This window comes from Bacillus sp. V26, from assembly GCF_034296245.1.
GTDB lineage: Bacteria > Bacillota > Bacilli > Bacillales > Bacillaceae > Bacillus > Bacillus halotolerans.
The window spans coordinates 25,590-46,427 of record NZ_JAXKQF010000010.1; the positions used below are offsets into that span (position 1 = coordinate 25,590).

The window sequence follows — 20,838 nt, forward strand, 5'->3', positions numbered from 1 at the left end:
AATTAAAGTTTAATTTCGATATCGACACCAGATGGTAAGTCTAATCGCATGAGCGCATCAACAGTTTGTGGTGTTGGGTTCACAATGTCGATTAAACGTTTATGTGTACGCATTTCAAATTGCTCACGAGAATCTTTGTATTTGTGCACCGCACGAAGGATTGTGTAAACTGATTTTTCAGTTGGCAACGGAATCGGACCAGATACGCTGGCACCAGAACGTTTTGCCGTTTCAACAATCTTCTCTGCAGATTGATCAAGGATTCTATGATCATATGCTTTCAAACGAATACGAATTTTTTGTTTTGCCATTATTTTCCCTCCTTTTCGCCTACTTCACGTTAGACAGTTCTCCGTGAGAAAAACCTGAACACCTTGCCATGGCAAAGCGGCCGGGTGTGTCAGCAACCTCTCACTTCATCGCAGTCAAAGACCAACATACACCATTATACAGAAAATAGACGTATGTTGCAAGACTTATTTAGAATATGCATGATTTGCACACTTTTAGTATTATACAGGTGTTTTTCTTATTTATCAAGAAGCGAGTGAATATGGGAATTTTCTTCTATCATAAGTGGTACACTGCGTGTCTACTCAGAGTATTGGCAAATAATGAAGGCTCCTCGATATGCGGCGTGTGGGCGGAGTTTTTAAAATAATGCCAGCGCTTTTCAGGAGCATCCACATACAGATAATACTGTTTCGATGTTTCAGCAGGAACGATCAAATCATGTCTCCCCGAAATAAAAAAACTAGGTACTTTAATAGAAGAAACTGATTTAAATGCATCAAAACGAAATAAATCATCAGTTAAATACTTTGCGCTGAAACGCTGTCCTCTGATGAAACGAGAGATGTTTTTTATTCCATACTCATTTCCAGCAAGCAACTGACACAATACCGCAAGAATGTGCCGGCGATGATGAGTGAATCCTCCCCTGCTCAGTTCAATACAGACTCGAAAGATGAAGAACTGAATTTTCTTGTTCCAAGGTGGAGGGCCAAGTAAGCCTAAGGCTACTGAAAGAGAGCGATTTGTCTTGCGCAGAGAATCATAGGCCGTTTTTTCTTCCAGCTGAGTATTAGTGACCTGACTGATTCCATAATAAGCGTAAAAAAGATCCGGCCTCTCTTGCAGAACACGAAGAGCCAGCAGCGAACCCCAAGAGTGTCCTGCAAGGTACACTTTTGTTTTTGAGAAACGGTCTAAAAGCCATTCGGTTACTTGAATTGTATCTTTAATGATTTGACTGATTGTCATTGAACTCTGCGGAATTTGTTTAGTATAGGAAAGACCCGAACCCCTTTGATCCCAATTTACAACTGTAAAGTACTGTTCCAGTTCCTTTTGATAGCTCCTGATAAATCCGATTTGGGATGCTCCGGGTCCACCATGTAAAAAAAGCAGCAATGGGTTCGCTTTATCATTTCCATTGATCATGAGCATTTGCTTTGTATTTTCGATCCTCAGTTTTTTCATGAAAGAAATTGATGTGTTTTCACTCATAACCCATAGCTCCTCAAATAAGATAAACCTTATTATACAAGCAAACAAAAAAGTACACAAAAAAACGAGACCCAAAGGGTCTCGTTTTCAATATACTATTACTCAGTGATTGTAGAAACAACGCCTGAACCAACAGTACGTCCGCCTTCACGAATAGAGAAACGAGTTCCTTCTTCGATAGCGATTGTAGAGATAAGCTCAACGTTCATTTCAGTGTTGTCTCCAGGCATAACCATTTCTACGCCTTCTGGAAGATGGATGATACCAGTTACGTCAGTTGTACGGAAGTAGAACTGAGGACGGTAGTTAGAGAAGAATGGAGTATGACGTCCACCCTCTTCTTTAGAAAGAACGTAAACTTCAGCTTTGAATTTGCTGTGTGGAGTGATTGTACCTGGTTTAGCAAGTACTTGACCACGTTGGATATCTTCACGAGCTACACCGCGAAGAAGGGCTCCAATGTTGTCTCCAGCTTCAGCGTAATCAAGAAGCTTACGGAACATTTCAACACCAGTAACAGTTGTTTTGCTGTTTTCTTCTTGAAGACCGATGATTTCAACTTCGTCACCGACTTTAACTTGTCCACGCTCAACACGTCCAGTAGCAACTGTACCACGACCAGTGATTGAGAATACGTCCTCAACTGGCATCATGAATGGTTTTTCAGTGTCACGTTCTGGAGTTGGGATGTACTCATCAACTGCATCCATAAGTTCGAAGATTTTAGCTTCGTACTCAGCATCTCCTTCAAGAGCTTTAAGAGCAGAACCTTTGATAACTGGTACATCATCACCAGGGAAGTCGTATTCGCTAAGAAGATCGCGAACTTCCATTTCAACTAGTTCAAGAAGCTCTTCGTCGTCTACCATGTCGCATTTGTTTAAGAATACAACGATGTATGGTACACCAACGTTTTTAGAAAGAAGGATGTGCTCACGAGTTTGTGGCATTGGGCCATCAGCAGCAGATACTACTAGGATAGCTCCGTCCATTTGCGCAGCACCAGTGATCATGTTTTTAACATAGTCAGCGTGTCCTGGGCAGTCAACGTGTGCATAGTGACGAGTTTCAGTTTCATACTCAACGTGTGCAGTAGAGATTGTGATACCGCGCTCACGTTCTTCTGGTGCACCATCAATTTGATCGTACGCCATAGCTGTACCTTTACCAGATTTCTTATGAAGTACTGTTGTGATAGCAGCAGTTAAAGTTGTTTTACCATGGTCAACGTGTCCAATTGTACCGATATTGGCATGTGATTTGGAACGGTCGAATTTTTCTTTAGCCATTCTAAAATCCTCCTTAAGAGCTTTTAATTAGTAATGTATAGAGTGATAGGAAGTGAAAGAAAGCTTTCACTTCCTCATCTTACAATAGTAGTTATACTTGAGTTAAGAGGCAAAATCAATTATTCGCCTTTATTTTTTTTGATAATTTCTTCAGCAATGCTCTTCGGCACTTCTTCGTAGTGATCCATGTGCATAGTGAACGTACCGCGACCTTGCGTGTTAGAACGAAGGGCAGTAGCGTAACCGAACATTTCAGCAAGAGGAACCATCGCACGAACAACTTGCGCGTTACCGCGAGCTTCCATACCTTCTACGCGTCCGCGACGAGAAGTAACATCACCCATGATGTCTCCCATGTATTCTTCAGGAATAACCACTTCTACTTTCATGATTGGTTCAAGAAGAACTGGGTTACATTTGCTGACTGCATTTTTCAATGCCATAGAAGCAGCAACTTTAAACGCCATTTCGTTTGAGTCAACATCATGGTAAGAGCCATCAAAAAGTTTTGCTTTAATGTCGATAAGCGGGAATCCAGCTAATACACCATTTTCAAGTGAATCTTCTAGACCTGCTTGAACAGCTGGGATGTATTCACGAGGAACAACCCCACCGACAATCGCATTTTCGAATTCAAAGCCAGCGCCTTCTTCGTTTGGTTCGAATTCAATCCAAACGTGACCGAACTGACCGCGTCCACCAGACTGACGTACGAATTTACCTTCAACTTTTGCACCGGAACGGAATGTTTCACGGTACGCAACTTGAGGAGCACCAACGTTAGCTTCTACTTTGAATTCACGCTTCATACGATCAACAATGATATCAAGGTGAAGCTCACCCATACCAGAGATGATTGTCTGACCAGTTTCCGGGTTTGTTTGAGTACGGAATGTTGGATCCTCTTCAGCAAGTTTTGCTAAAGCGATACCCATTTTATCTTGGTCAGCTTTTGATTTAGGCTCAATTGCAACGTCGATAACTGGTTCTGGGAATTCCATTGATTCAAGGATAACTAGATCCTTTTCATCACATAGAGTATCTCCAGTAGAAGTATCTTTTAGACCTACAGCAGCTGCGATATCTCCTGCATATACAGTAGAGATTTCTTCACGGCTGTTGGCGTGCATTTGAAGGATACGTCCAACACGCTCACGTTTGCCTTTAGTTGAGTTTTTCACGTATGAACCAGAATCAAGTGTTCCAGAGTACACACGGAAGAACGTCAGCTTACCAACGTAAGGGTCAGTCATAACTTTAAATGCTAATGCAGAGAATGGCTCGTCATCAGAAGAATGACGCTCAATCTCTTCATTTGTATCAGGACGGATACCTTTGATTGCAGCAACGTCTGTTGGTGCAGGAAGGTAGTCAAGAACAGCATCAAGTACTAATTGAACACCTTTGTTTTTGAAGGCAGAACCAACAAGAACTGGGTAGAATTCAACATTTAAAGTACCTTTACGGATACCTGCTTTTAACTCGTCAATAGTGATCTCTTCACCCTCAAGGTATTTGTCCATAAGCTCTTCATCAAGCTCACATACAGCTTCAATGAGGCTGTTGCGAAGCTCTTCAGCTTGCTCTTTGTACTCTTCAGGGATTTCTTTCGCATCAGAACGAGTTCCAAGATCATCTTCGTAGAAATACGCAACGTTTTCTACTAGGTCAATGATACCTTCGAAGTTGTCTTCAGCACCGATCGGCAATTGAATTGCATGAGCGTTAGCTTGAAGACGATCTCTTAAAGTTCCTACAGAGTAAAGGAAGTCTGCACCGATTTTGTCCATTTTGTTGACGAAAACGATACGCGGTACTCCGTAAGTTGTTGCTTGACGCCAAACAGTTTCTGTTTGAGGCTCAACGCCAGACTGTGCGTCAAGTACAGCAACAGCACCATCAAGTACACGAAGAGAACGTTCAACTTCAACTGTGAAGTCTACGTGTCCTGGAGTATCGATGATGTTTACGCGGTATCCTTTCCACTGTGCAGTTGTCGCAGCGGAAGTGATTGTGATACCACGTTCTTGTTCCTGCTCCATCCAGTCCATTTGTGAAGCTCCTTCATGAGTTTCACCAATTTTGTGGATACGACCAGTATAGAACAAGATACGTTCTGTAGTAGTCGTTTTACCGGCATCAATGTGAGCCATGATCCCGATATTACGAGTTTTGTCTAAGGAGAACTCTCTTGCCATTGGGTAATTTCTCCTTCCTTATTGGGAAATTGTGTTTTTTAGTATATAAATCCTACCAACGATAGTGAGCAAATGCTTTGTTTGCTTCAGCCATCTTATGAGTATCTTCACGTTTCTTAACAGCAGCACCAGTGTTGTTAGCTGCGTCAAGGATTTCGTTAGCTAAACGCTCTTCCATCGTTTTTTCTCCGCGAAGACGAGCATAGTTAACTAACCAGCGAAGTCCAAGAGTAGTACGACGTTCAGGACGAACTTCTACAGGAACTTGGTAGTTCGCACCACCTACACGGCGTGCTTTTACTTCAAGTACAGGCATGATGTTTTTCAATGCTTGTTCGAAAACCTCCATTGCATCATTGCCAGTACGTTCTTTAATGATATCGAATGACTTGTATAGGATTGTTTGAGACTTACCTTTTTTACCGTCGATCATCATTTTGTTGATTAGACGAGATACAAGCTTAGAGTTGTAAATCGGATCAGGTAAAACGTCTCTTTTTGCTACAGGACCTTTACGTGGCATCTGAATATCCTCCCTTCATCAATTATACGTTTATACGTTTATTATTTTGCTTTAGGACGTTTAGTACCGTATTTAGAACGGCCTTGCGCACGGTTTTCAACTCCAGCAGTGTCAAGCGCACCACGAACGATGTGGTAACGTACCCCTGGTAAGTCTTTTACACGTCCGCCGCGGATAAGTACAACACTGTGCTCTTGCAGGTTGTGACCGATACCAGGAATGTAAGCAGTAACCTCAATTCCGTTAGTTAAACGAACACGAGCATATTTACGAAGTGCTGAGTTCGGTTTTTTCGGTGTCATTGTACCAACACGAGTACATACCCCGCGTTTTTGTGGAGAAGATACATTAGTGTGCTCTTTTTTAAAGCTGTTGTATCCTTTGTTAAGTGCAGGAGACTTCGAGTTTTCTACTTTACTCACGCGTCCTTTGCGAATTAGCTGATTAATTGTAGGCATGTTTTGTTCCTCCCTTCATTACGTTTTATAACCCACATACCCAGGTGGTTCATCAATAGGCAAAAAACAATGTCTTTACACGAGAATAACTCTCACGCAAAAACAAGAAGTACGTTATAACATAATGGCAACAGCTGCTGCTCCTACTTCAATTCCGCAGGCTTTGCCGAGCTTTTTCATGGATTCAACCATTGAGACAGCAATCCCATTATCTTTCGCAAGTGTTATCACACTTGACGTAAGAATAGGATCCGCGTCTTTTGCAACGACTACTTCCTTTACTGAACCTCGTTTTAGAGCTTTCACTGTTTGCTTCGTACCAATAATAATTGATTTGGCCTGTGATACTTTATCATAAGACATAAACATATCCTCCAAAGTAACAGGTTTATTTCGAGCACCTTGGTTATATTATCATTCTAGGAGACGAATGTCAACAAGGTATGACATTTTTTAGTTTCTATCTTCTCATAGAGTGATTTTTTTATTTAAATATGACTGCTGAAAGACTGTTTTGCAGTCTCTCAGCAGCATGATATCAGTTATTCAACCGGAACCATGTCCTCAGTCGGCTGAACATTTGAAACAGGTTTTACTTTTCGGTATTTCATCATTCCAGTACCAGCCGGAACAAGCTTACCGATGATAACATTCTCTTTCAGGCCGAGAAGTTCGTCACGCTTACCTTTGATCGCTGCGTCTGTCAGGACACGTGTTGTTTCCTGGAAGGAAGCAGCAGATAAGAATGAATCAGTTTCAAGAGAAGCTTTGGTAATACCGAGTAAGACAGGACGGCCTGTAGCAGGACGTTTGCCTTCCAGCAATACCTTTTTGTTCGCTTCAGTAAATTGGTGAATATCAAGTAATGAGCCAGGAAGCACATCAGTCTCACCGGCATCAATCACACGTACTTTGCGAAGCATTTGGCGAACCATTACTTCTACGTGTTTATCGCCGATTTCAACACCCTGCATACGGTAAACCTTTTGAACCTCATGAAGAAGATACTCTTGAACTGTAGTCAGGTCAGTCACTTTAAGAAGTTCTTTCGGATCGATTGAACCTTCTGTCAGCACTTGGCCTCGAGTAATTTTATCTCCTTCCGCTACTTTTAAGCGGGAGTTATATGGTGCCGTATAAGAGCGTGTTTCAACTGCGCCTTGAACCACAATTTCTTGCTGTTTGTCGCGAACTTCATTGATTTCAACGACTGTACCGTCGATTTCGGTAATTGTTGCCTGACCTTTTGGATTACGCGCTTCGAAAAGCTCTTGGATACGCGGGAGACCCTGTGTGATATCGTCTCCTGCAACCCCGCCTGTATGGAATGTACGCATTGTTAACTGTGTACCAGGCTCACCGATTGATTGGGCAGCGATGATTCCAACTGCTTCTCCGACTTCTACATCGGTACCAGTCGCAAGGTTTCGGCCATAGCATCGTTTACATACACCATGAGGCGTATTACATGTGAAGGCAGAACGGATCCACACTTCTTCAATGCCGGCTTCAACGATTTCAATCGCTTTATCTTCATCGATCAGTTCGTTTTCGTTTACAAGCACTTCCCCTGTTTCAGGGTGTTTCACTTGTTTTCTTGCAAAACGGCCGATTAAGCGTTCTTCTAAGCGCTCAATGATTTCAGTGCCTTCTCTAAGCGGTTGAGCAAGGATGCCTCGGTCAGTTCCGCAATCAGTTTCACGGATGATAACATCCTGTGCAACGTCAACAAGACGGCGTGTAAGGTAACCTGAGTCAGCAGTTTTAAGGGCGGTATCGGCAAGACCTTTACGCGCACCGTGAGTGGAGATAAAGTACTCCAATACTGTCAGACCTTCACGGAAACTAGATTTAATCGGTAACTCAATGATACGTCCAGCCGGGTTGGCCATCAGACCGCGCATTCCGGCAAGCTGAGTAAAGTTAGACGCGTTACCACGGGCACCAGAGTCACTCATCATGTAGATCGGGTTGAGCTCATCAAGTGATTTCATCAGTTTGCCTTGGATAACGTCTTTTGCAGAACTCCAGATAGAGATAACTCTCTCATAGCGTTCTTCTTCAGTGATCAGACCGCGGCGGAACTGCTTCATAACGTTATCAACTTTGCCTTGTGCTTCTTCAAGAATTTCTTGTTTATCATCGAGAACGACGATATCAGAAACCCCAACTGTAATACCGGCTTTTGTTGAATATCTGAAACCTAGGTTTTTCATGCGGTCAAGCATTTTAGACGTTTCCGTAATGTGGAATCGTTTAAAGATTTCCGCGATGATTTTACCCAGAATACCTTTTTTAAACGGTGCATTGATTGGCTGCTGTGCGATGGCAGCTTTTACATCGGCACCTTTTTCTAAGAAGAAACGGTCAGGTGTTTTCTCTTCAATGTTGCTCTTCGTTGGTTCATTCATGTAAGGGAATGATTCTGGAAGAATTTCATTGAAGACCAGTTTACCGACAGTTGTAATTAACAATTTTGAACGCTGCTCTTCGGTAAATGTCACGTTCTTAAGGGAGTTCGCTGCAACAGCCACTCTCGTATGAAGGTGAACATATCCGTTTTGATAAGCAAGAAGCGCTTCATCCGTATTCTTAAAGACCATACCTTCGCCGACAGCACCAGCACGCTCCAGAGTCAGGTAGTAGTTACCCAGTACCATATCCTGAGACGGTGTTACAACCGGTTTACCATCTTTAGGGTTCAAGATGTTTTGAGCGGCAAGCATCAAGATGCGTGCTTCAGCTTGAGCTTCTGCAGATAATGGTACGTGAACCGCCATTTGGTCACCGTCAAAGTCAGCGTTATAAGCTGTACATACGAGCGGGTGAAGACGGATTGCGCGTCCTTCAACAAGTGTCGGTTCAAACGCTTGGATACCTAATCTGTGAAGCGTAGGGGCACGGTTCAGAAGGACCGGATGCTCCTTGATAACTGATTCTAGTACATCCCATACTTCAGGCTGTACGCGCTCAATTTTACGTTTCGCACTCTTAATGTTGTGAGCAAGACCCTTTTCAACAAGCTCTTTCATAACGAAAGGTTTGAAAAGTTCGAGCGCCATTTCCTTCGGTAATCCGCATTGGTACATTTTCAAATGAGGACCAACGACGATTACAGAACGTCCGGAGTAATCGACACGTTTACCAAGAAGGTTTTGACGGAAACGGCCTTGCTTCCCTTTCAGCATGTGAGAAAGAGATTTTAATGGTCTGTTACCAGGGCCTGTTACAGGGCGTCCGCGACGGCCGTTGTCAATTAAAGCATCGACAGCCTCTTGAAGCATACGCTTTTCGTTTTGAACGATAATGCTAGGCGCACCAAGGTCTAAAAGGCGTTTCAAACGATTGTTACGGTTGATGACACGACGATAAAGGTCGTTCAAATCAGAAGTCGCAAAACGTCCGCCATCAAGCTGAACCATCGGTCTGAGCTCAGGAGGAATAACAGGAAGCACATCAAGGATCATCCAAGAAGGCTTGTTTCCTGAGTTACGGAAGGCTTCCAAAACTTCAAGGCGTTTGATCGCACGAGTACGACGCTGTCCTTGAGATGTTTTCAGCTCTTCTTTTAACATATCAACTTCTTTTACAAGATCGATATCTTGAAGAAGTTTATGAATCGCTTCCGCACCCATAGATGCTTGGAACTTATTACCGTACTTATCAAGATACGCACGGTATTCCTTTTCTGATAGAAGCTGTTTCTTTTCAAGCGGTGTGTTTGCCGGATCAGTTACAACGTAAGAAGCAAAGTAAATAACTTCTTCCAGTGCACGAGGCGACATATCCAACACAAGACCCATTCGGCTTGGGATACCTTTGAAATACCAAATGTGGGAAACTGGGGCAGCCAGTTCAATGTGCCCCATTCTCTCACGACGGACTTTAGCCCGTGTTACTTCAACTCCGCAGCGGTCACAAACTACGCCTTTATAACGAACTCGCTTGTACTTCCCGCAATGACATTCCCAGTCCTTAGTCGGTCCGAAAATGCGTTCGCAGAATAGACCGTCCTTTTCAGGTTTTAACGTACGATAGTTTATCGTTTCAGGCTTTTTCACTTCACCAAAAGACCATGAACGGATTTTATCCGGTGAAGCAAGACCGATGTTCATATACTCAAAATTGTTCACATCTAGCAAGGGGCCTACCTCCCTTTTTATCTTCGGATTAACCGATGTCACTTGCCTTTATAACTAGAGATTATTCTTTTGTTACTACATCGCGTTCAACGTCTGCAGATGCTGTTTCTTCCGGCTCTTCATCACCTGATAACGCCAGGCCGTCAGCTTGTTTTGCATCTTCTTCGTCTTCTAAATCTCTCATTTCTATTTCTTCTTCATCGCTAGAAAGGATTTTCACATCCATACCTAAACTTTGAAGTTCTTTAATTAATACTTTGAATGATTCCGGAACACCAGGTTCAGGAACGTTGTCGCCTTTAACGATGGCTTCGTATGTTTTCACACGTCCAACCACGTCATCAGACTTAACAGTCAGAATCTCTTGAAGAGTGTAAGCTGCACCGTAAGCTTCAAGTGCCCAAACCTCCATCTCACCAAAACGCTGTCCGCCAAATTGTGCTTTACCGCCAAGAGGCTGCTGCGTAACAAGTGAGTAAGGACCTGTAGAGCGTGCATGAAGTTTATCGTCAACCATGTGAGCCAGTTTAATCATGTACATGATACCGACAGATACACGGTTATCAAACGGCTCTCCAGTACGTCCGTCGTAAAGAACGGTTTTAGCGTCACGAGACATTCCGGCTTCTTCAAGTGTTTCCCAAACATCCTCTTCACGCGCTCCGTCAAATACCGGTGACGCAATGTGGATGCCGAGGTAACGAGCGGCCATACCCATGTGAAGCTCTAATACCTGCCCGATGTTCATACGTGATGGTACGCCCAGCGGGTTAAGCATGATATCAATTGGTGTGCCGTCAGGAAGATAAGGCATATCCTCTTCAGGAAGAATCTTAGAGATAACACCTTTGTTACCGTGACGACCGGCCATTTTATCCCCTTCAGAAATTTTACGTTTCTGAACGATATATACGCGTACTAACTGGTTCACACCTGGAGGAAGTTCGTCTCCGTCCTCACGGTTGAAGACTTTAACATCGTGAATAATTCCGCCGCCGCCGTGAGGCACACGAAGAGAAGTATCACGAACCTCGCGGGCTTTTTCACCAAAGATGGCGTGAAGAAGGCGTTCTTCTGCAGTAAGTTCTGTTACACCCTTAGGCGTTACTTTACCAACAAGAAGATCTCCGTCTTTTACTTCTGCCCCTATACGGATAATTCCGCGGTCATCAAGATTGCGAAGCGCATCTTCACCGACGTTCGGAATATCGCGAGTGATTTCTTCAGGCCCGAGTTTAGTATCACGTGCTTCTGATTCATATTCTTCAATGTGAATAGATGTATAAACATCATCTTTCACAAGACGTTCACTCATGATGATGGCATCCTCATAGTTGTAGCCATCCCATGTCATGAAGCCGACCATTACGTTACGGCCAAGTGCAAGTTCACCAAGCTCCATAGAAGGACCGTCAGCAAGGATTTCTCCTTTTACCACTTCATCGCCGACACTTACGATCGGACGCTGGTTGTAGCAAGTACCTTGGTTAGAGCGGACAAATTTCAGCAAGCTGTATTTATCTAGGTTTCCTTTTACTTTTTGACCGTCTACTTCTTCATAGCGGCGAACCCAAACGTTTTTCGCTTCTACACGTTCAACGATACCAGGGTGTTTACAAATCACAGCGGCACCAGAGTCTTTACCTGATACGTATTCCATACCAGTTCCTACAAATGGCGCTTCCGGCTGCATCAAAGGCACAGCCTGACGCTGCATGTTCGCTCCCATTAGGGCACGGTTCGAGTCATCGTTTTCTAAGAACGGGATACATGCTGTCGCAGCAGATACTACCTGCTTAGGCGATACATCCATGTAGTCAACACGGTTTCTAGGAACAACGGTGTTCTCTCCGCGGAAACGGGCTACAATGCTGTCATCCACAAACGCACCTTCGTCATCGAGTCGTGCATTTGCCTGAGCGACAACGTAGTTATCCTCTTCATCAGCAGTTAAGTAATCGATTCTTGGCGTCACTTTTCCTGTTTCAGGATCAACGCGGCGATATGGCGTTTCAATAAAGCCAAAACGGTTTACTTTTGCATATGATGATAGTGAGTTGATCAAACCGATGTTCGGTCCCTCTGGCGTTTCAATCGGACACATACGGCCATAGTGGGAGTAGTGAACGTCACGCACTTCCATTCCGGCACGCTCACGTGTCAATCCGCCCGGTCCAAGAGCCGACAGACGGCGCTTATGTGTTAATTCAGCAAGCGGGTTCGTCTGGTCCATGAATTGAGAAAGCTGAGAGCTTCCAAAGAACTCTTTTATGGACGCAATAACAGGACGAATATTGATCAGCTGCTGAGGTGTAATTGTATTCGTATCTTGAATTGACATTCTCTCACGAACCACACGCTCCATACGGCTTAAACCGATACGGAATTGGTTCTGGAGAAGTTCACCTACAGAACGTAAACGGCGGTTTCCAAGATGGTCAATATCATCTGTGTCGCCTACTCCGTGCAGCAAGTTGAAGAAGTAGCTGATAGAAGAAATAATATCAGCAGGTGTAATGTTTTTAATCTCTTCTTCAACGTAAGCATTGCCGATCACATTAATAACCTGTTCTCCTTCTTGATCAGTAGGAGCAAAGATTTTAATGGATTGAAGTGTTACTTCATCCTCAACAACACCGCCGTTCGGATACAGCTTTCTGAAACCGATTCCGTTTTCTAAGTATGGCAGTACTTTATCAAGAGTCCTTCTATCAAGAATCTGACCTTTTTCAGCCAGAATTTCTCCTGTTTCAGGATCAACAAGCGTTTCAGCAAGTCTCTGATTAAAGAGGCGATTTTTAATATGAAGCTTTTTATTAATTTTATAGCGTCCTACATTGGCAAGATCGTATCGTTTCGGATCAAAGAAACGAGAATCAAGCAAGCTTTTCGCATTTTCCACTGTAGGCGGCTCTCCAGGACGGAGGCGCTCATAGATTTCGAGCAGCGCTTTATCGCTGTTTTCTGTGTTATCTTTATCAAGCGTATTTCGCAGGTATTCGTTTTCTCCTACAAGATCAAGAATCTCTTGATCGGAGCCGAAGCCGAGAGCACGCAAAAGAACCGTAACCGGCAACTTACGTGTGCGATCAATGCGTACATAAACAACATCTTTCGCATCAGTTTCGTATTCTAACCATGCGCCACGGTTTGGAATGACAGTTGCGGTAAAACCTTTTTTACCGTTTTTGTCTACTTTACCACTGAAATATACACTTGGAGACCGAACAAGCTGGGAAACGATAACGCGTTCCGCACCGTTTATGATAAAAGTACCTGTATCTGTCATAATAGGGAAATCCCCCATGAAGACATCTTGGTCTTTTACCTCTCCAGTTTCTTTGTTAATTAAACGAACCTTCACTCTTAGCGGAGCTGAGTAAGTCACATCACGTTCTTTTGATTCCTCTACTGGATATTTAGGCTCCCCTAAACTGTAATCAATGAACTCAAGAGAGAGGTTACCAGTGAAATCCTCAATTGGCGATATGTCTTGAAACATCTCTCTAAGACCCTCATCAAGAAACCACTGATAAGAAGAGGTTTGAATTTCAATGAGATTTGGTAATTCTAACACTTCGCTAATGCGAGCATAGCTTCTGCGCTGGCGGTGTCGTCCATACTGAACTAGTTGACCTGTCAACTGATTCACCCCTCAAATCATGCGTATTATATGTGTAATAAGCATTTCTTCCAAAGAAAGAAAGAAAACACTTTTACAAGACAAAAGAAAAAAGGGTTTCTAATTAAGAAAACCACATCCAAAAACAAATACCGATTTTATTAGCATTTCCATACTTGTATAATTTATACATAGATATTGACATTTCATCATATCAATCTAAATATATACATTGGCATTTTATAATATTAACATAGCCAAAATACCGAGTCAAACTTTTTTTGCTTTTATGATATAATAGCCTTTCTTTTTTTGAACGACAGAAACTTCTTCGAACAGTTTCTCAAGCTTTTCAATGGCAGAAGGCGCACCTTGTTTTTTCTGTATGACGATCCACAATTCACCTGAAGCTTTTAAGTGTTCAGCGCTTTTCTCAAAGATAGCATGGACAACTTTTTTTCCGGCTCGGATTGGGGGATTTGTAAGAATAGAAGCAAATGTTTGAGCAGAGTCAACGTTTGAAAACAAATCGCTTTGGTAAATCTCAACGTTTGTTATTCCGTTTTGTTCTGCATTTTCATTTGATAACTCTACGGCTCTTTCATTAACATCAATCATGTGGATGGTCCGGTCTTTAAAGTCGCCGGCCAGCGATAATCCAATCGGGCCATAGCCGCAGCCTACATCTAGAAAGCTGCCCTCAACTTCAGGCTCTTCAAAAGATTCGACCAGCAGGCGCGAGCCAAAATCGACTTCCTTTTTAGAAAAAACACCGCTGTCGCTGGTAAACGTAAACTCCTTGTTTCGAAGCCTAAAAGACCATGTTTGTTTGTTGCTTTTTACTGAAGGTTTTTCTGAATAATAGTGCTCACTCATTATTAGAACCTCCTTTTTTTCATAACTTAAAGAATGGCAAAGAAAAAGCCCGCCTCATAAAAGCGAGCTTCCCCTACAGGCAAGTGAAGATTACTTAACTTCTACAGAAGCGCCAACTTCTTCAAGTTTAGCTTTAAGCTCTTCAGCTTCTTCTTTAGCAATACCTTCTTTAAGTGGTTTTGGAGTGTTGTCAACAAGTTCTTTAGCTTCTTTCAAGCCAAGACCAGTGATTTCACGTACAACTTTGATAACTTTGATTTTTTGAGAACCTGCACCAGCAAGGATAAGGTCGAATTCGCTTTGCTCTTCAGCAGCTCCGCCTGCAGCAGCTCCGCCAGCTACAGCTACAGGAGCAGCAGCAGTTACGCCAAATTCTTCTTCGATTGCTTTTACTAGGTCGTTCAATTCAAGTACAGTTGCTTCTTTAACGGAAGCAATGATTTCTTCGATATTTAAAGCCATTTGTAATTCCTCCATTTGTTTTGATTTTTAAAAACTGATTAGATTAAGCGCCTTGTTCTTCCTTTTGATCTGCCACAGCTTTTGCAGCAAGAGCAAGGTTGCGAACTGGAGCTTGAAGTACGCTAAGCAACATAGAAAGCAAGCCTTCGCGTGATGGAAGTTCAGCAAGAGCTTTCACTTCTTCAACAGTAGAAACTTTACCTTCGATAACGCCAGCTTTGATTTCAAGAGCTTCATGCTGTTTAGCAAACTCGTTAAGAACTTTAGCTGGAGCGACAACATCCTCAGTACTGAATGCAATTGCATTCGGTCCAGTTAAGACATCATTCAAACCATCAAGTTCAGCTTGTTCAACCGCACGGCGAGTCATTGTGTTTTTGTAAACTTTGAACTCAACGTTAGCTTCACGAAGCTGTTTACGAAGTTCTGTTACTTCAGAAACGTTAAGTCCGCGGTAATCAACGATGATCGTTGATTTGCTTTCTTTTAATTTAGAAGCAATTTCTTCAACAACAACTTTTTTTGTTTCAATTGCGCTGCTCATGGTTACACCTCCTGTAGATTCTTGTGTAACACTTATACCGTTAGGTGATCACGACTGAGAAACGGATTCCATATAAAAAGCCTCCATGAGACATGGAGGCTGTATATACAAGCATACGTAACGTAATAGCTGTGATAATATACACCTCGGTAGGATATTAAGCCGTTAAGCCCCTACTGTCTACGGTATAAATGATATATTATATTTTACAACATTTTGAATCATATCAGAATGTTGAATTCATGTCAATATTATTTTACGTTGAAAGTTGAAGCGTCTACTTTGACACCAGGTCCCATAGTAGAGGTTACAGCAACGTTTTTCACATAAACACCTTTTGCTGCAGCAGGTTTTGCTTTCAGGATTGTATCATACATTGTTGTGAAGTTCTCAACAAGTTTTTCATCCTCGAAAGAAACTTTACCGATAGGAACATGGATGTTTCCAGCTTTATCAACGCGGTATTCAACTTTACCAGCTTTGATTTCGCCGATTGCTTTTTCAACTTCGAAAGTAACTGTACCAGTTTTAGGGTTTGGCATTAAACCTTTTGGTCCAAGTACACGACCGATTTTACCAACTTCACCCATCATGTCAGGTGTAGCTACGATTACATCGAAATCGAACCAGCCTTGTTGAATTTTGTTGATGTAGTCAGTATCTCCAACGTAATCTGCACCAGCAGCTTCAGCTTCTTTCGCTTTTTCGCCTTTTGCGAAAACGAGAACGCGCTGGGTTTTACCAGTTCCGTTTGGAAGCACAACTGCTCCGCGGATTTGCTGGTCGTTTTTACGAGGGTCAACCCCTAGACGGAATGCAACTTCAACTGTAGCGTCGAATTTAGCTGTGTTTGTTTTTTTAACGAGAGCTACTGCTTCAGAAACATCGTAAGCTTTCGCACGATCTACAAGCTTAGCAGCTTCTGCGTACTTTTTACCTTTTTTAGCCATTTTAAAATTTCCTCCTTATGTGGTTATAGCGGAATAACCTCCCACGAATAAGGGTTGCGAACTTGTGAAAACTCGCAACCCGACAAGAAACAAATTAATCCTCGATTACAATACCCATACTGCGTGCAGTACCTTCAACCATGCGCATTGCCGCTTCAACGTCTGCTGCGTTTAAGTCAGGCATTTTCGTTTCAGCGATTTCGCGTACTTTATCGCGCTTAACGGTTGCCACTTTATTACGGTTTGGTTCACCAGAACCAGACTCAATTCCAGCTGCTTTTTTAAGCAATACTGCAGCAGGCGGAGTTTTTGTAATAAATGTAAATGAACGGTCTTCGTAAACCGAAATTTCAACAGGAATGATTAAACCAGCTTGGTCAGCTGTACGAGCGTTAAACTCCTTACAGAATCCCATGATATTAACACCGGCTTGACCTAGTGCAGGTCCAACTGGCGGCGCTGGGTTAGCTTTTCCAGCAGGAATTTGCAATTTTACAACTTTTACTACTTTTTTAGCCACGAGACACACCTCCTTAAGTCCGTGATGTGGTAATAGGGTAAACCCTCCCACTCAAGGTTTCATTCTTTATATGAATGACGAAATATCAAGCTAGCTGCCTTGGATAAGTCCAAGACGTACCTTTGCTATATTATCATTTATATATAGCAATTTCAAGTTTTTTCACATTACAATTTGTCGATCTGGGTAAATTCCAGCTCAACCGGCGTTTCACGGCCGAACATATTAACGAAAACTTTAACCTTGCTTTTATCGTAGTCAATCTCTTCAATTGATCCCGTAAAGTTGGCAAAAGGTCCGTCTATCACTTTCACTGTCTCTTTTAATTCAAAGTCAATGTCAGTTTTGCGTTCGTCCATACCCATTCTCTTCAGAATGGTTTCTGCTTCGCCAGGAAGAAGCGGCGTCGGTTTTGAACCAGAGCCGGCAGAACCTACGAATCCAGTAACACCTGGTGTATTGCGGACAACATACCAAGAATCATCCGTCATGACGATTTCAACAAGGACGTAACCAGGGAATACTTTCTTTTTAACGACTTTTTTCTTGCCGTTTTTGATATCTGTCTCTTCTTCTTCAGGTACGACTACACGAAAAATCTTATCCTGCATCCCCATTGATTCAACACGTTTTTCCAAGTTGGCTTTTACTTTGTTCTCATAACCAGAGTACGTGTGAACAACATACCAATTCTTTTCCATTCTCTTCAGGACTGTCCAGTCCTTCCCTCCCCGCATTTGGTTTTAGTGTACTACCATAACGCTTCATGCAAAAAATAGGCGGTAAGCCTATGATAACTTTCATTTTTAACCCACAATAAAAAACCCGCTGAACGGGTTTTGGCAAGTGATATTATGATCTATTATAGCACGTATTGCTGATCATTATTCAACTATTAAACGAATTAATTGAGAAATTCCTGTGTCAAGGAGGGCAAAAAAGATAATAAAAAAGATAACTGTTGAAATAACCGTGATGGTATAGCGAGTTAACTCTTTTCCTTTAGGCCAGCTTACCTTTTTCATTTCTTTCCCAACATCTTTAAAGAATCTCATAATACGCATGTAAAAGACCTCCACAATTTAAAAGCGCAAACACTATTTTGTTTCAAGATGAGCTGTATGTGAATTGCAAGTACTGCAGTATTTCTTTACTTCTAATCGCTCAGCCGCTGATGCAGAGCTCTTCATTGTCGTATAGTTACGGTTTCCGCATGTTTTGCATGCTAACGTAATCTTTTTTCTCATGTCATTACACCTTTTCTAAATAGACATTAGTTCTTATCTTAAGTAACATATCATAGTCAGAAAAATACTGTCAATATACCATAAATCCCTATTACAAACTGATCTCGCGAATTTCCAGGTACTTCTCCAGCTTGCGTTTGACTCGCTGAAGGGCGTTATCGATCGATTTCACATGGCGGTTCAGCTCATCTGAAATCTCTTGATAGCTTCTTCCGTCTAGATATAATACAAGTACTTTTCTCTCTAAATCACTTAAAAGTTCTCCCATTTTCATTTCAATATCATCAAATTCTTCCTGATTGATAATCATTTCTTCTGGGTTTAACGTTTTCGCTCCCGAAATGACATCAAGCAGCGTTCGGTCTGATTCTTCATCAAAAATCGGTTTATCTAATGAGACGTAGGAATTCAAAGGAATGTGTTTCTGGCGAGTAGCTGTCTTTATTGCGGTAATAATTTGGCGGGTAATACATAATTCTGCGAAAGCTTTGAAAGAGGTAAGCTTGTCCTCTTTGAAGTCACGAATAGACTTATAGAGGCCTATCATTCCTTCCTGAACAATATCTTCTCTGTCCGCACCTATTAAAAAATAGGATCTTGCTTTTGCTCGAACAAAGTTTCGGTACTTCGTAATCAAGTAATCTAACGCATCACTGTCCCCAACATGAACCTTTTCAATGACCTGCTCGTCCTCCAACTGGCAAAACTGCTCTTTGTTGAATTTTCCCTTGTTGTTCTGTAGATTCACTCCGATCCCCCCGGCGCACGTAGATAGAAATATTATACATTACTGGACAAAAAAGCGTCAACTTAATCTAAGTCGCCCCTCCGCCATTTTTCAAACGTTTTCAAAACCTCTTCCGATAAAGCAATTTTACCCGCTGGCTTTTCGGAAGTGATCTTTCTTACCCGCCTTTCGATTCGCCTTTCTATCGCTTCTACCTCTCTCAAGAGCTCCCGGGCCGATTTTCGCAATGCCCCCTGTCCGAAAATCGCCCACTGCTCAGTGTAGTCAGAGGTCGCAACATGAATTTGAGTCGCAATGTTATTCAGATCCTGTGCCAGCTTTTCTATCCGCTCATCCGCAGTCTCATTTTCTTTTGTGAAAATCACTTCAACTCTGTGGTTAGTGTGTTTTTTCTCAATTCCCTTCACAAGATGCGCGTCAAATACGACAATAACCCTGTTTCCTGTATACGATTGATATTCCGCCATTTTCTGAATCAGTACGTCTCTCGCCTCTTCAAAACTGTTCGCTTTTAAATCCTTCAGCTGCGGCCAGGCTCCAATCATGTTGTATCCGTCTACTAACAGGATATCCATTGATCATTATTCTCCCAGAGGGTTTCGCTTCCGGTAGACTTCATACATCAAAAGCCCCGCCGCTACAGATGCATTGAGTGAAGTAACTTTACCTGCCATCGGGAGTTTAATAAGAAAATCACATTTTTCTTTAATCAGGCGTCCCATTCCTTTTCCTTCACTTCCGATGACGAGAGCCAAAGGCATGCTGCCGTCCATTGTGCGGTAATCCTCCCGCGCGGATGCATCCGTTCCGACAACCCAGATTCCCCGCTCTTTCATTTCCTCTAGCGTTCGCGCCAAATTGGTGACCTTTGCGACTGGAATATGCTCAATTGCGCCTGTTGAAGCCTTTGCTACAGTAGTTGTCAGCCCGACAGCTCTGCGTTTTGGAATCACAATACCATGGGCGCCGACTGCATCAGCTGTTCTCATTATTGAACCGAGATTATGAGGGTCCTCAAGCTCGTCCAGAATGAGAAAGAAAGGCTGTTCATTTCTTTCCTCTGCCGCTTTATATAAGTCGTCCAGTTCCGCGTACTCATACGCTGCGACCTGCGCCACTACACCTTGGTGCTGCCCTGTCACCATTTGGTCGAGTTTTTTTCTAGGGACGTATTGAATGGTGATGCCCTGCTTTTTCGCAAGCTCAATCACCTGCTGTGCTTGTCCCTTTACGGTGTTTTCCGCCATCCACAGCTTATACAGCTTGCGATCTGATTTTAACGTCTCGATCACTGCATTTTTTCCTATGACGTAATCATGTTGCTGACTCATTTGTTTTCCTCCCTGACCGTTCCGAATTGTATAGCTTCAGCAACAAGCTGATTCAGTCTTTCTTCTTTTTTCTCAAGAAAAAGATAGCCCAGTAGTGCTTCAAATGCTGTGCTATAGCGGTACGTCTGCACATCTGTATTTTTAGGAATCGTTCCCGACTTGGCATTTCTGCCTCTTTTCAGCACCGCTTCCTCTTCTTCCGTGAAAAATGATTGATTCCGCAGAAAGAAAAGGATCTCAGCCTGTGACTTTGCCGATACGATCCGGCTTGATTTCTTGTGAAGATCATTTGGTTTGGTAAATCCCTGCTTAAGCAGGTGATGCCTCACATAAACTTCAAAAATGGCATCACCTATATAAGCAAGCGCAAGGCCGTTAAGCTGCTTTGAATCTTTTATCGTTTCAAAATCAAGCATCCG

General features: G+C 42.6%; 20 protein-coding genes, 1 pseudogene and 1 other annotated feature. All 21 genes and pseudogenes read right to left on the reverse strand.

The genetic code is table 11. From position 1 onward, the window contains the following. Positions 1-2 precede the first annotated feature (2 nt). The 21 genes and pseudogenes from rpsJ to UJ203_RS20225 all read right to left on the reverse strand — a co-directional run bounded on the left by rpsJ (position 3) and on the right by UJ203_RS20225 (position 20,835). On the reverse strand, positions 3-311 hold the full coding sequence (gene rpsJ, locus UJ203_RS20125; RefSeq protein ID WP_003156464.1) for a 30S ribosomal protein S10: 309 nt from the start codon (positions 309-311) through the stop codon (positions 3-5). Positions 312-570: 259 nt separating this feature from the next. Beyond that, positions 571-1,509 carry an alpha/beta hydrolase gene (locus tag UJ203_RS20130; protein ID WP_322013521.1) on the reverse strand — a complete coding sequence of 313 codons (939 nt, stop codon included), beginning with the start codon at positions 1,507-1,509 and terminating at the stop codon, positions 571-573. 98 nt (positions 1,510-1,607) lie between these two features. Continuing rightward, positions 1,608-2,798 (reverse strand): elongation factor Tu, encoded by a 1,191-nt coding sequence (gene tuf / locus UJ203_RS20135; RefSeq protein ID WP_010332768.1) that lies wholly within the window; start codon positions 2,796-2,798, stop codon positions 1,608-1,610. Positions 2,799-2,917: 119 nt separating this feature from the next. Further along, a complete protein-coding gene (gene fusA / locus UJ203_RS20140; protein WP_095714790.1) occupies positions 2,918-4,996 on the reverse strand; it encodes an elongation factor G in 2,079 nt (692 codons plus the stop codon). Positions 4,997-5,048: 52 nt separating this feature from the next. Next, positions 5,049-5,519, reverse strand: a complete 471-nt coding sequence (rpsG, locus tag UJ203_RS20145; RefSeq protein WP_003225784.1) for a 30S ribosomal protein S7 — start codon at positions 5,517-5,519, stop codon at positions 5,049-5,051. 41 nt (positions 5,520-5,560) lie between these two features. Beyond that, the gene (rpsL, locus tag UJ203_RS20150) at positions 5,561-5,977 is read right to left on the reverse strand and encodes a 30S ribosomal protein S12 (RefSeq protein WP_003156445.1); all 417 of its coding nucleotides are present in this window, start codon (positions 5,975-5,977) and stop codon (positions 5,561-5,563) included. 114 nt (positions 5,978-6,091) lie between these two features. Further along, entirely contained in the window at positions 6,092-6,340 is a 249-nt protein-coding gene (locus tag UJ203_RS20155) for a 50S ribosomal protein L7ae-like protein (protein ID WP_059291694.1), read from the reverse strand. Positions 6,341-6,519: 179 nt separating this feature from the next. After that, positions 6,520-10,119: a DNA-directed RNA polymerase subunit beta' gene (gene rpoC / locus UJ203_RS20160; RefSeq protein WP_044153421.1), complete on the reverse strand. Its 3,600-nt coding sequence runs from the start codon at positions 10,117-10,119 to the stop codon at positions 6,520-6,522. Between the two features lie 61 nt (positions 10,120-10,180). Further along, complete coding sequence (rpoB, locus tag UJ203_RS20165; protein ID WP_044153423.1) at positions 10,181-13,762, reverse strand: DNA-directed RNA polymerase subunit beta; 3,582 nt, start codon at positions 13,760-13,762, stop codon at positions 10,181-10,183. A 249-nt stretch (positions 13,763-14,011) separates the two neighbouring features. Then, positions 14,012-14,617, reverse strand: a complete 606-nt coding sequence (locus tag UJ203_RS20170) for a class I SAM-dependent methyltransferase (RefSeq protein WP_322013528.1) — start codon at positions 14,615-14,617, stop codon at positions 14,012-14,014. 90 nt (positions 14,618-14,707) lie between these two features. Beyond that, complete coding sequence (gene rplL / locus UJ203_RS20175) at positions 14,708-15,079, reverse strand: 50S ribosomal protein L7/L12 (RefSeq protein WP_003156436.1); 372 nt, start codon at positions 15,077-15,079, stop codon at positions 14,708-14,710. 43 nt (positions 15,080-15,122) lie between these two features. Next, positions 15,123-15,623, reverse strand: coding sequence for a 50S ribosomal protein L10 (gene rplJ / locus UJ203_RS20180; RefSeq protein ID WP_044153425.1), 501 nt, complete (start codon positions 15,621-15,623; stop codon positions 15,123-15,125). A 64-nt stretch (positions 15,624-15,687) separates the two neighbouring features. After that, positions 15,688-15,827: a sequence feature (ribosomal protein L10 leader region), on the reverse strand. Positions 15,828-15,874: 47 nt separating this feature from the next. Continuing rightward, the gene (gene rplA / locus UJ203_RS20185; RefSeq protein ID WP_003225765.1) at positions 15,875-16,573 is read right to left on the reverse strand and encodes a 50S ribosomal protein L1; all 699 of its coding nucleotides are present in this window, start codon (positions 16,571-16,573) and stop codon (positions 15,875-15,877) included. 94 nt (positions 16,574-16,667) lie between these two features. Next, the gene (gene rplK, locus UJ203_RS20190; RefSeq protein WP_003156430.1) at positions 16,668-17,093 is read right to left on the reverse strand and encodes a 50S ribosomal protein L11; all 426 of its coding nucleotides are present in this window, start codon (positions 17,091-17,093) and stop codon (positions 16,668-16,670) included. 167 nt (positions 17,094-17,260) lie between these two features. Further along, a complete protein-coding gene (gene nusG, locus UJ203_RS20195; protein ID WP_003225764.1) occupies positions 17,261-17,794 on the reverse strand; it encodes a transcription termination/antitermination protein NusG in 534 nt (177 codons plus the stop codon). A 183-nt stretch (positions 17,795-17,977) separates the two neighbouring features. After that, positions 17,978-18,157: a preprotein translocase subunit SecE gene (gene secE / locus UJ203_RS20200; protein ID WP_010327716.1), complete on the reverse strand. Its 180-nt coding sequence runs from the start codon at positions 18,155-18,157 to the stop codon at positions 17,978-17,980. A 33-nt stretch (positions 18,158-18,190) separates the two neighbouring features. After that, positions 18,191-18,340, reverse strand: coding sequence for a 50S ribosomal protein L33 (gene rpmG, locus UJ203_RS20205; RefSeq protein WP_003156421.1), 150 nt, complete (start codon positions 18,338-18,340; stop codon positions 18,191-18,193). Positions 18,341-18,431: 91 nt separating this feature from the next. Further along, on the reverse strand, positions 18,432-19,088 hold the full coding sequence (gene sigH / locus UJ203_RS20210) for an RNA polymerase sporulation sigma factor SigH (protein WP_003225758.1): 657 nt from the start codon (positions 19,086-19,088) through the stop codon (positions 18,432-18,434). Between the two features lie 62 nt (positions 19,089-19,150). Continuing rightward, a complete protein-coding gene (rae1, locus tag UJ203_RS20215; protein WP_105955684.1) occupies positions 19,151-19,663 on the reverse strand; it encodes a ribosome-dependent mRNA decay endonuclease Rae1/YacP in 513 nt (170 codons plus the stop codon). Positions 19,664-19,669: 6 nt separating this feature from the next. Beyond that, the gene (rlmB, locus tag UJ203_RS20220; protein WP_059336713.1) at positions 19,670-20,419 is read right to left on the reverse strand and encodes a 23S rRNA (guanosine(2251)-2'-O)-methyltransferase RlmB; all 750 of its coding nucleotides are present in this window, start codon (positions 20,417-20,419) and stop codon (positions 19,670-19,672) included. Continuing rightward, a pseudogene (locus UJ203_RS20225) lies at positions 20,403-20,835 on the reverse strand (mini-ribonuclease 3). The gene rlmB and the pseudogene UJ203_RS20225 overlap by 17 nt, the downstream one beginning before the upstream one ends. Positions 20,836-20,838 lie beyond the last annotated feature (3 nt).

Bases quoted from the DNA above. Each gene is read 5' to 3' on its own strand.
- fusA (WP_095714790.1), bottom strand. From the start codon at position 4,996: ATGGCAAGAGAGTTCTCCTTAGACAAAACTCGTAATATCGGGATCATG.
- rpmG (WP_003156421.1), bottom strand. From the start codon at position 18,340: ATGAGAAAAAAGATTACGTTAGCATGCAAAACATGCGGAAACCGTAAC.
- rae1 (WP_105955684.1), bottom strand. From the start codon at position 19,663: ATGGATATCCTGTTAGTAGACGGATACAACATGATTGGAGCCTGGCCG.
- UJ203_RS20155 (WP_059291694.1), bottom strand. From the start codon at position 6,340: ATGTCTTATGATAAAGTATCACAGGCCAAATCAATTATTATTGGTACG.
- rpsL (WP_003156445.1), bottom strand. From the start codon at position 5,977: ATGCCTACAATTAATCAGCTAATTCGCAAAGGACGCGTGAGTAAAGTA.
- rplA (WP_003225765.1), bottom strand. From the start codon at position 16,573: ATGGCTAAAAAAGGTAAAAAGTACGCAGAAGCTGCTAAGCTTGTAGAT.
- nusG (WP_003225764.1), bottom strand. From the start codon at position 17,794: ATGGAAAAGAATTGGTATGTTGTTCACACGTACTCTGGTTATGAGAAC.
- UJ203_RS20130 (WP_322013521.1), bottom strand. From the start codon at position 1,509: ATGAGTGAAAACACATCAATTTCTTTCATGAAAAAACTGAGGATCGAA.
- rpsG (WP_003225784.1), bottom strand. From the start codon at position 5,519: ATGCCACGTAAAGGTCCTGTAGCAAAAAGAGACGTTTTACCTGATCCG.
- rplJ (WP_044153425.1), bottom strand. From the start codon at position 15,623: ATGAGCAGCGCAATTGAAACAAAAAAAGTTGTTGTTGAAGAAATTGCT.
- rplL (WP_003156436.1), bottom strand. From the start codon at position 15,079: ATGGCTTTAAATATCGAAGAAATCATTGCTTCCGTTAAAGAAGCAACT.
- UJ203_RS20170 (WP_322013528.1), bottom strand. From the start codon at position 14,617: ATGAGTGAGCACTATTATTCAGAAAAACCTTCAGTAAAAAGCAACAAA.
- secE (WP_010327716.1), bottom strand. From the start codon at position 18,157: ATGCGTATTATGAGATTCTTTAAAGATGTTGGGAAAGAAATGAAAAAG.
- tuf (WP_010332768.1), bottom strand. From the start codon at position 2,798: ATGGCTAAAGAAAAATTCGACCGTTCCAAATCACATGCCAATATCGGT.
- rpsJ (WP_003156464.1), bottom strand. From the start codon at position 311: ATGGCAAAACAAAAAATTCGTATTCGTTTGAAAGCATATGATCATAGA.
- rlmB (WP_059336713.1), bottom strand. From the start codon at position 20,419: ATGAGTCAGCAACATGATTACGTCATAGGAAAAAATGCAGTGATCGAG.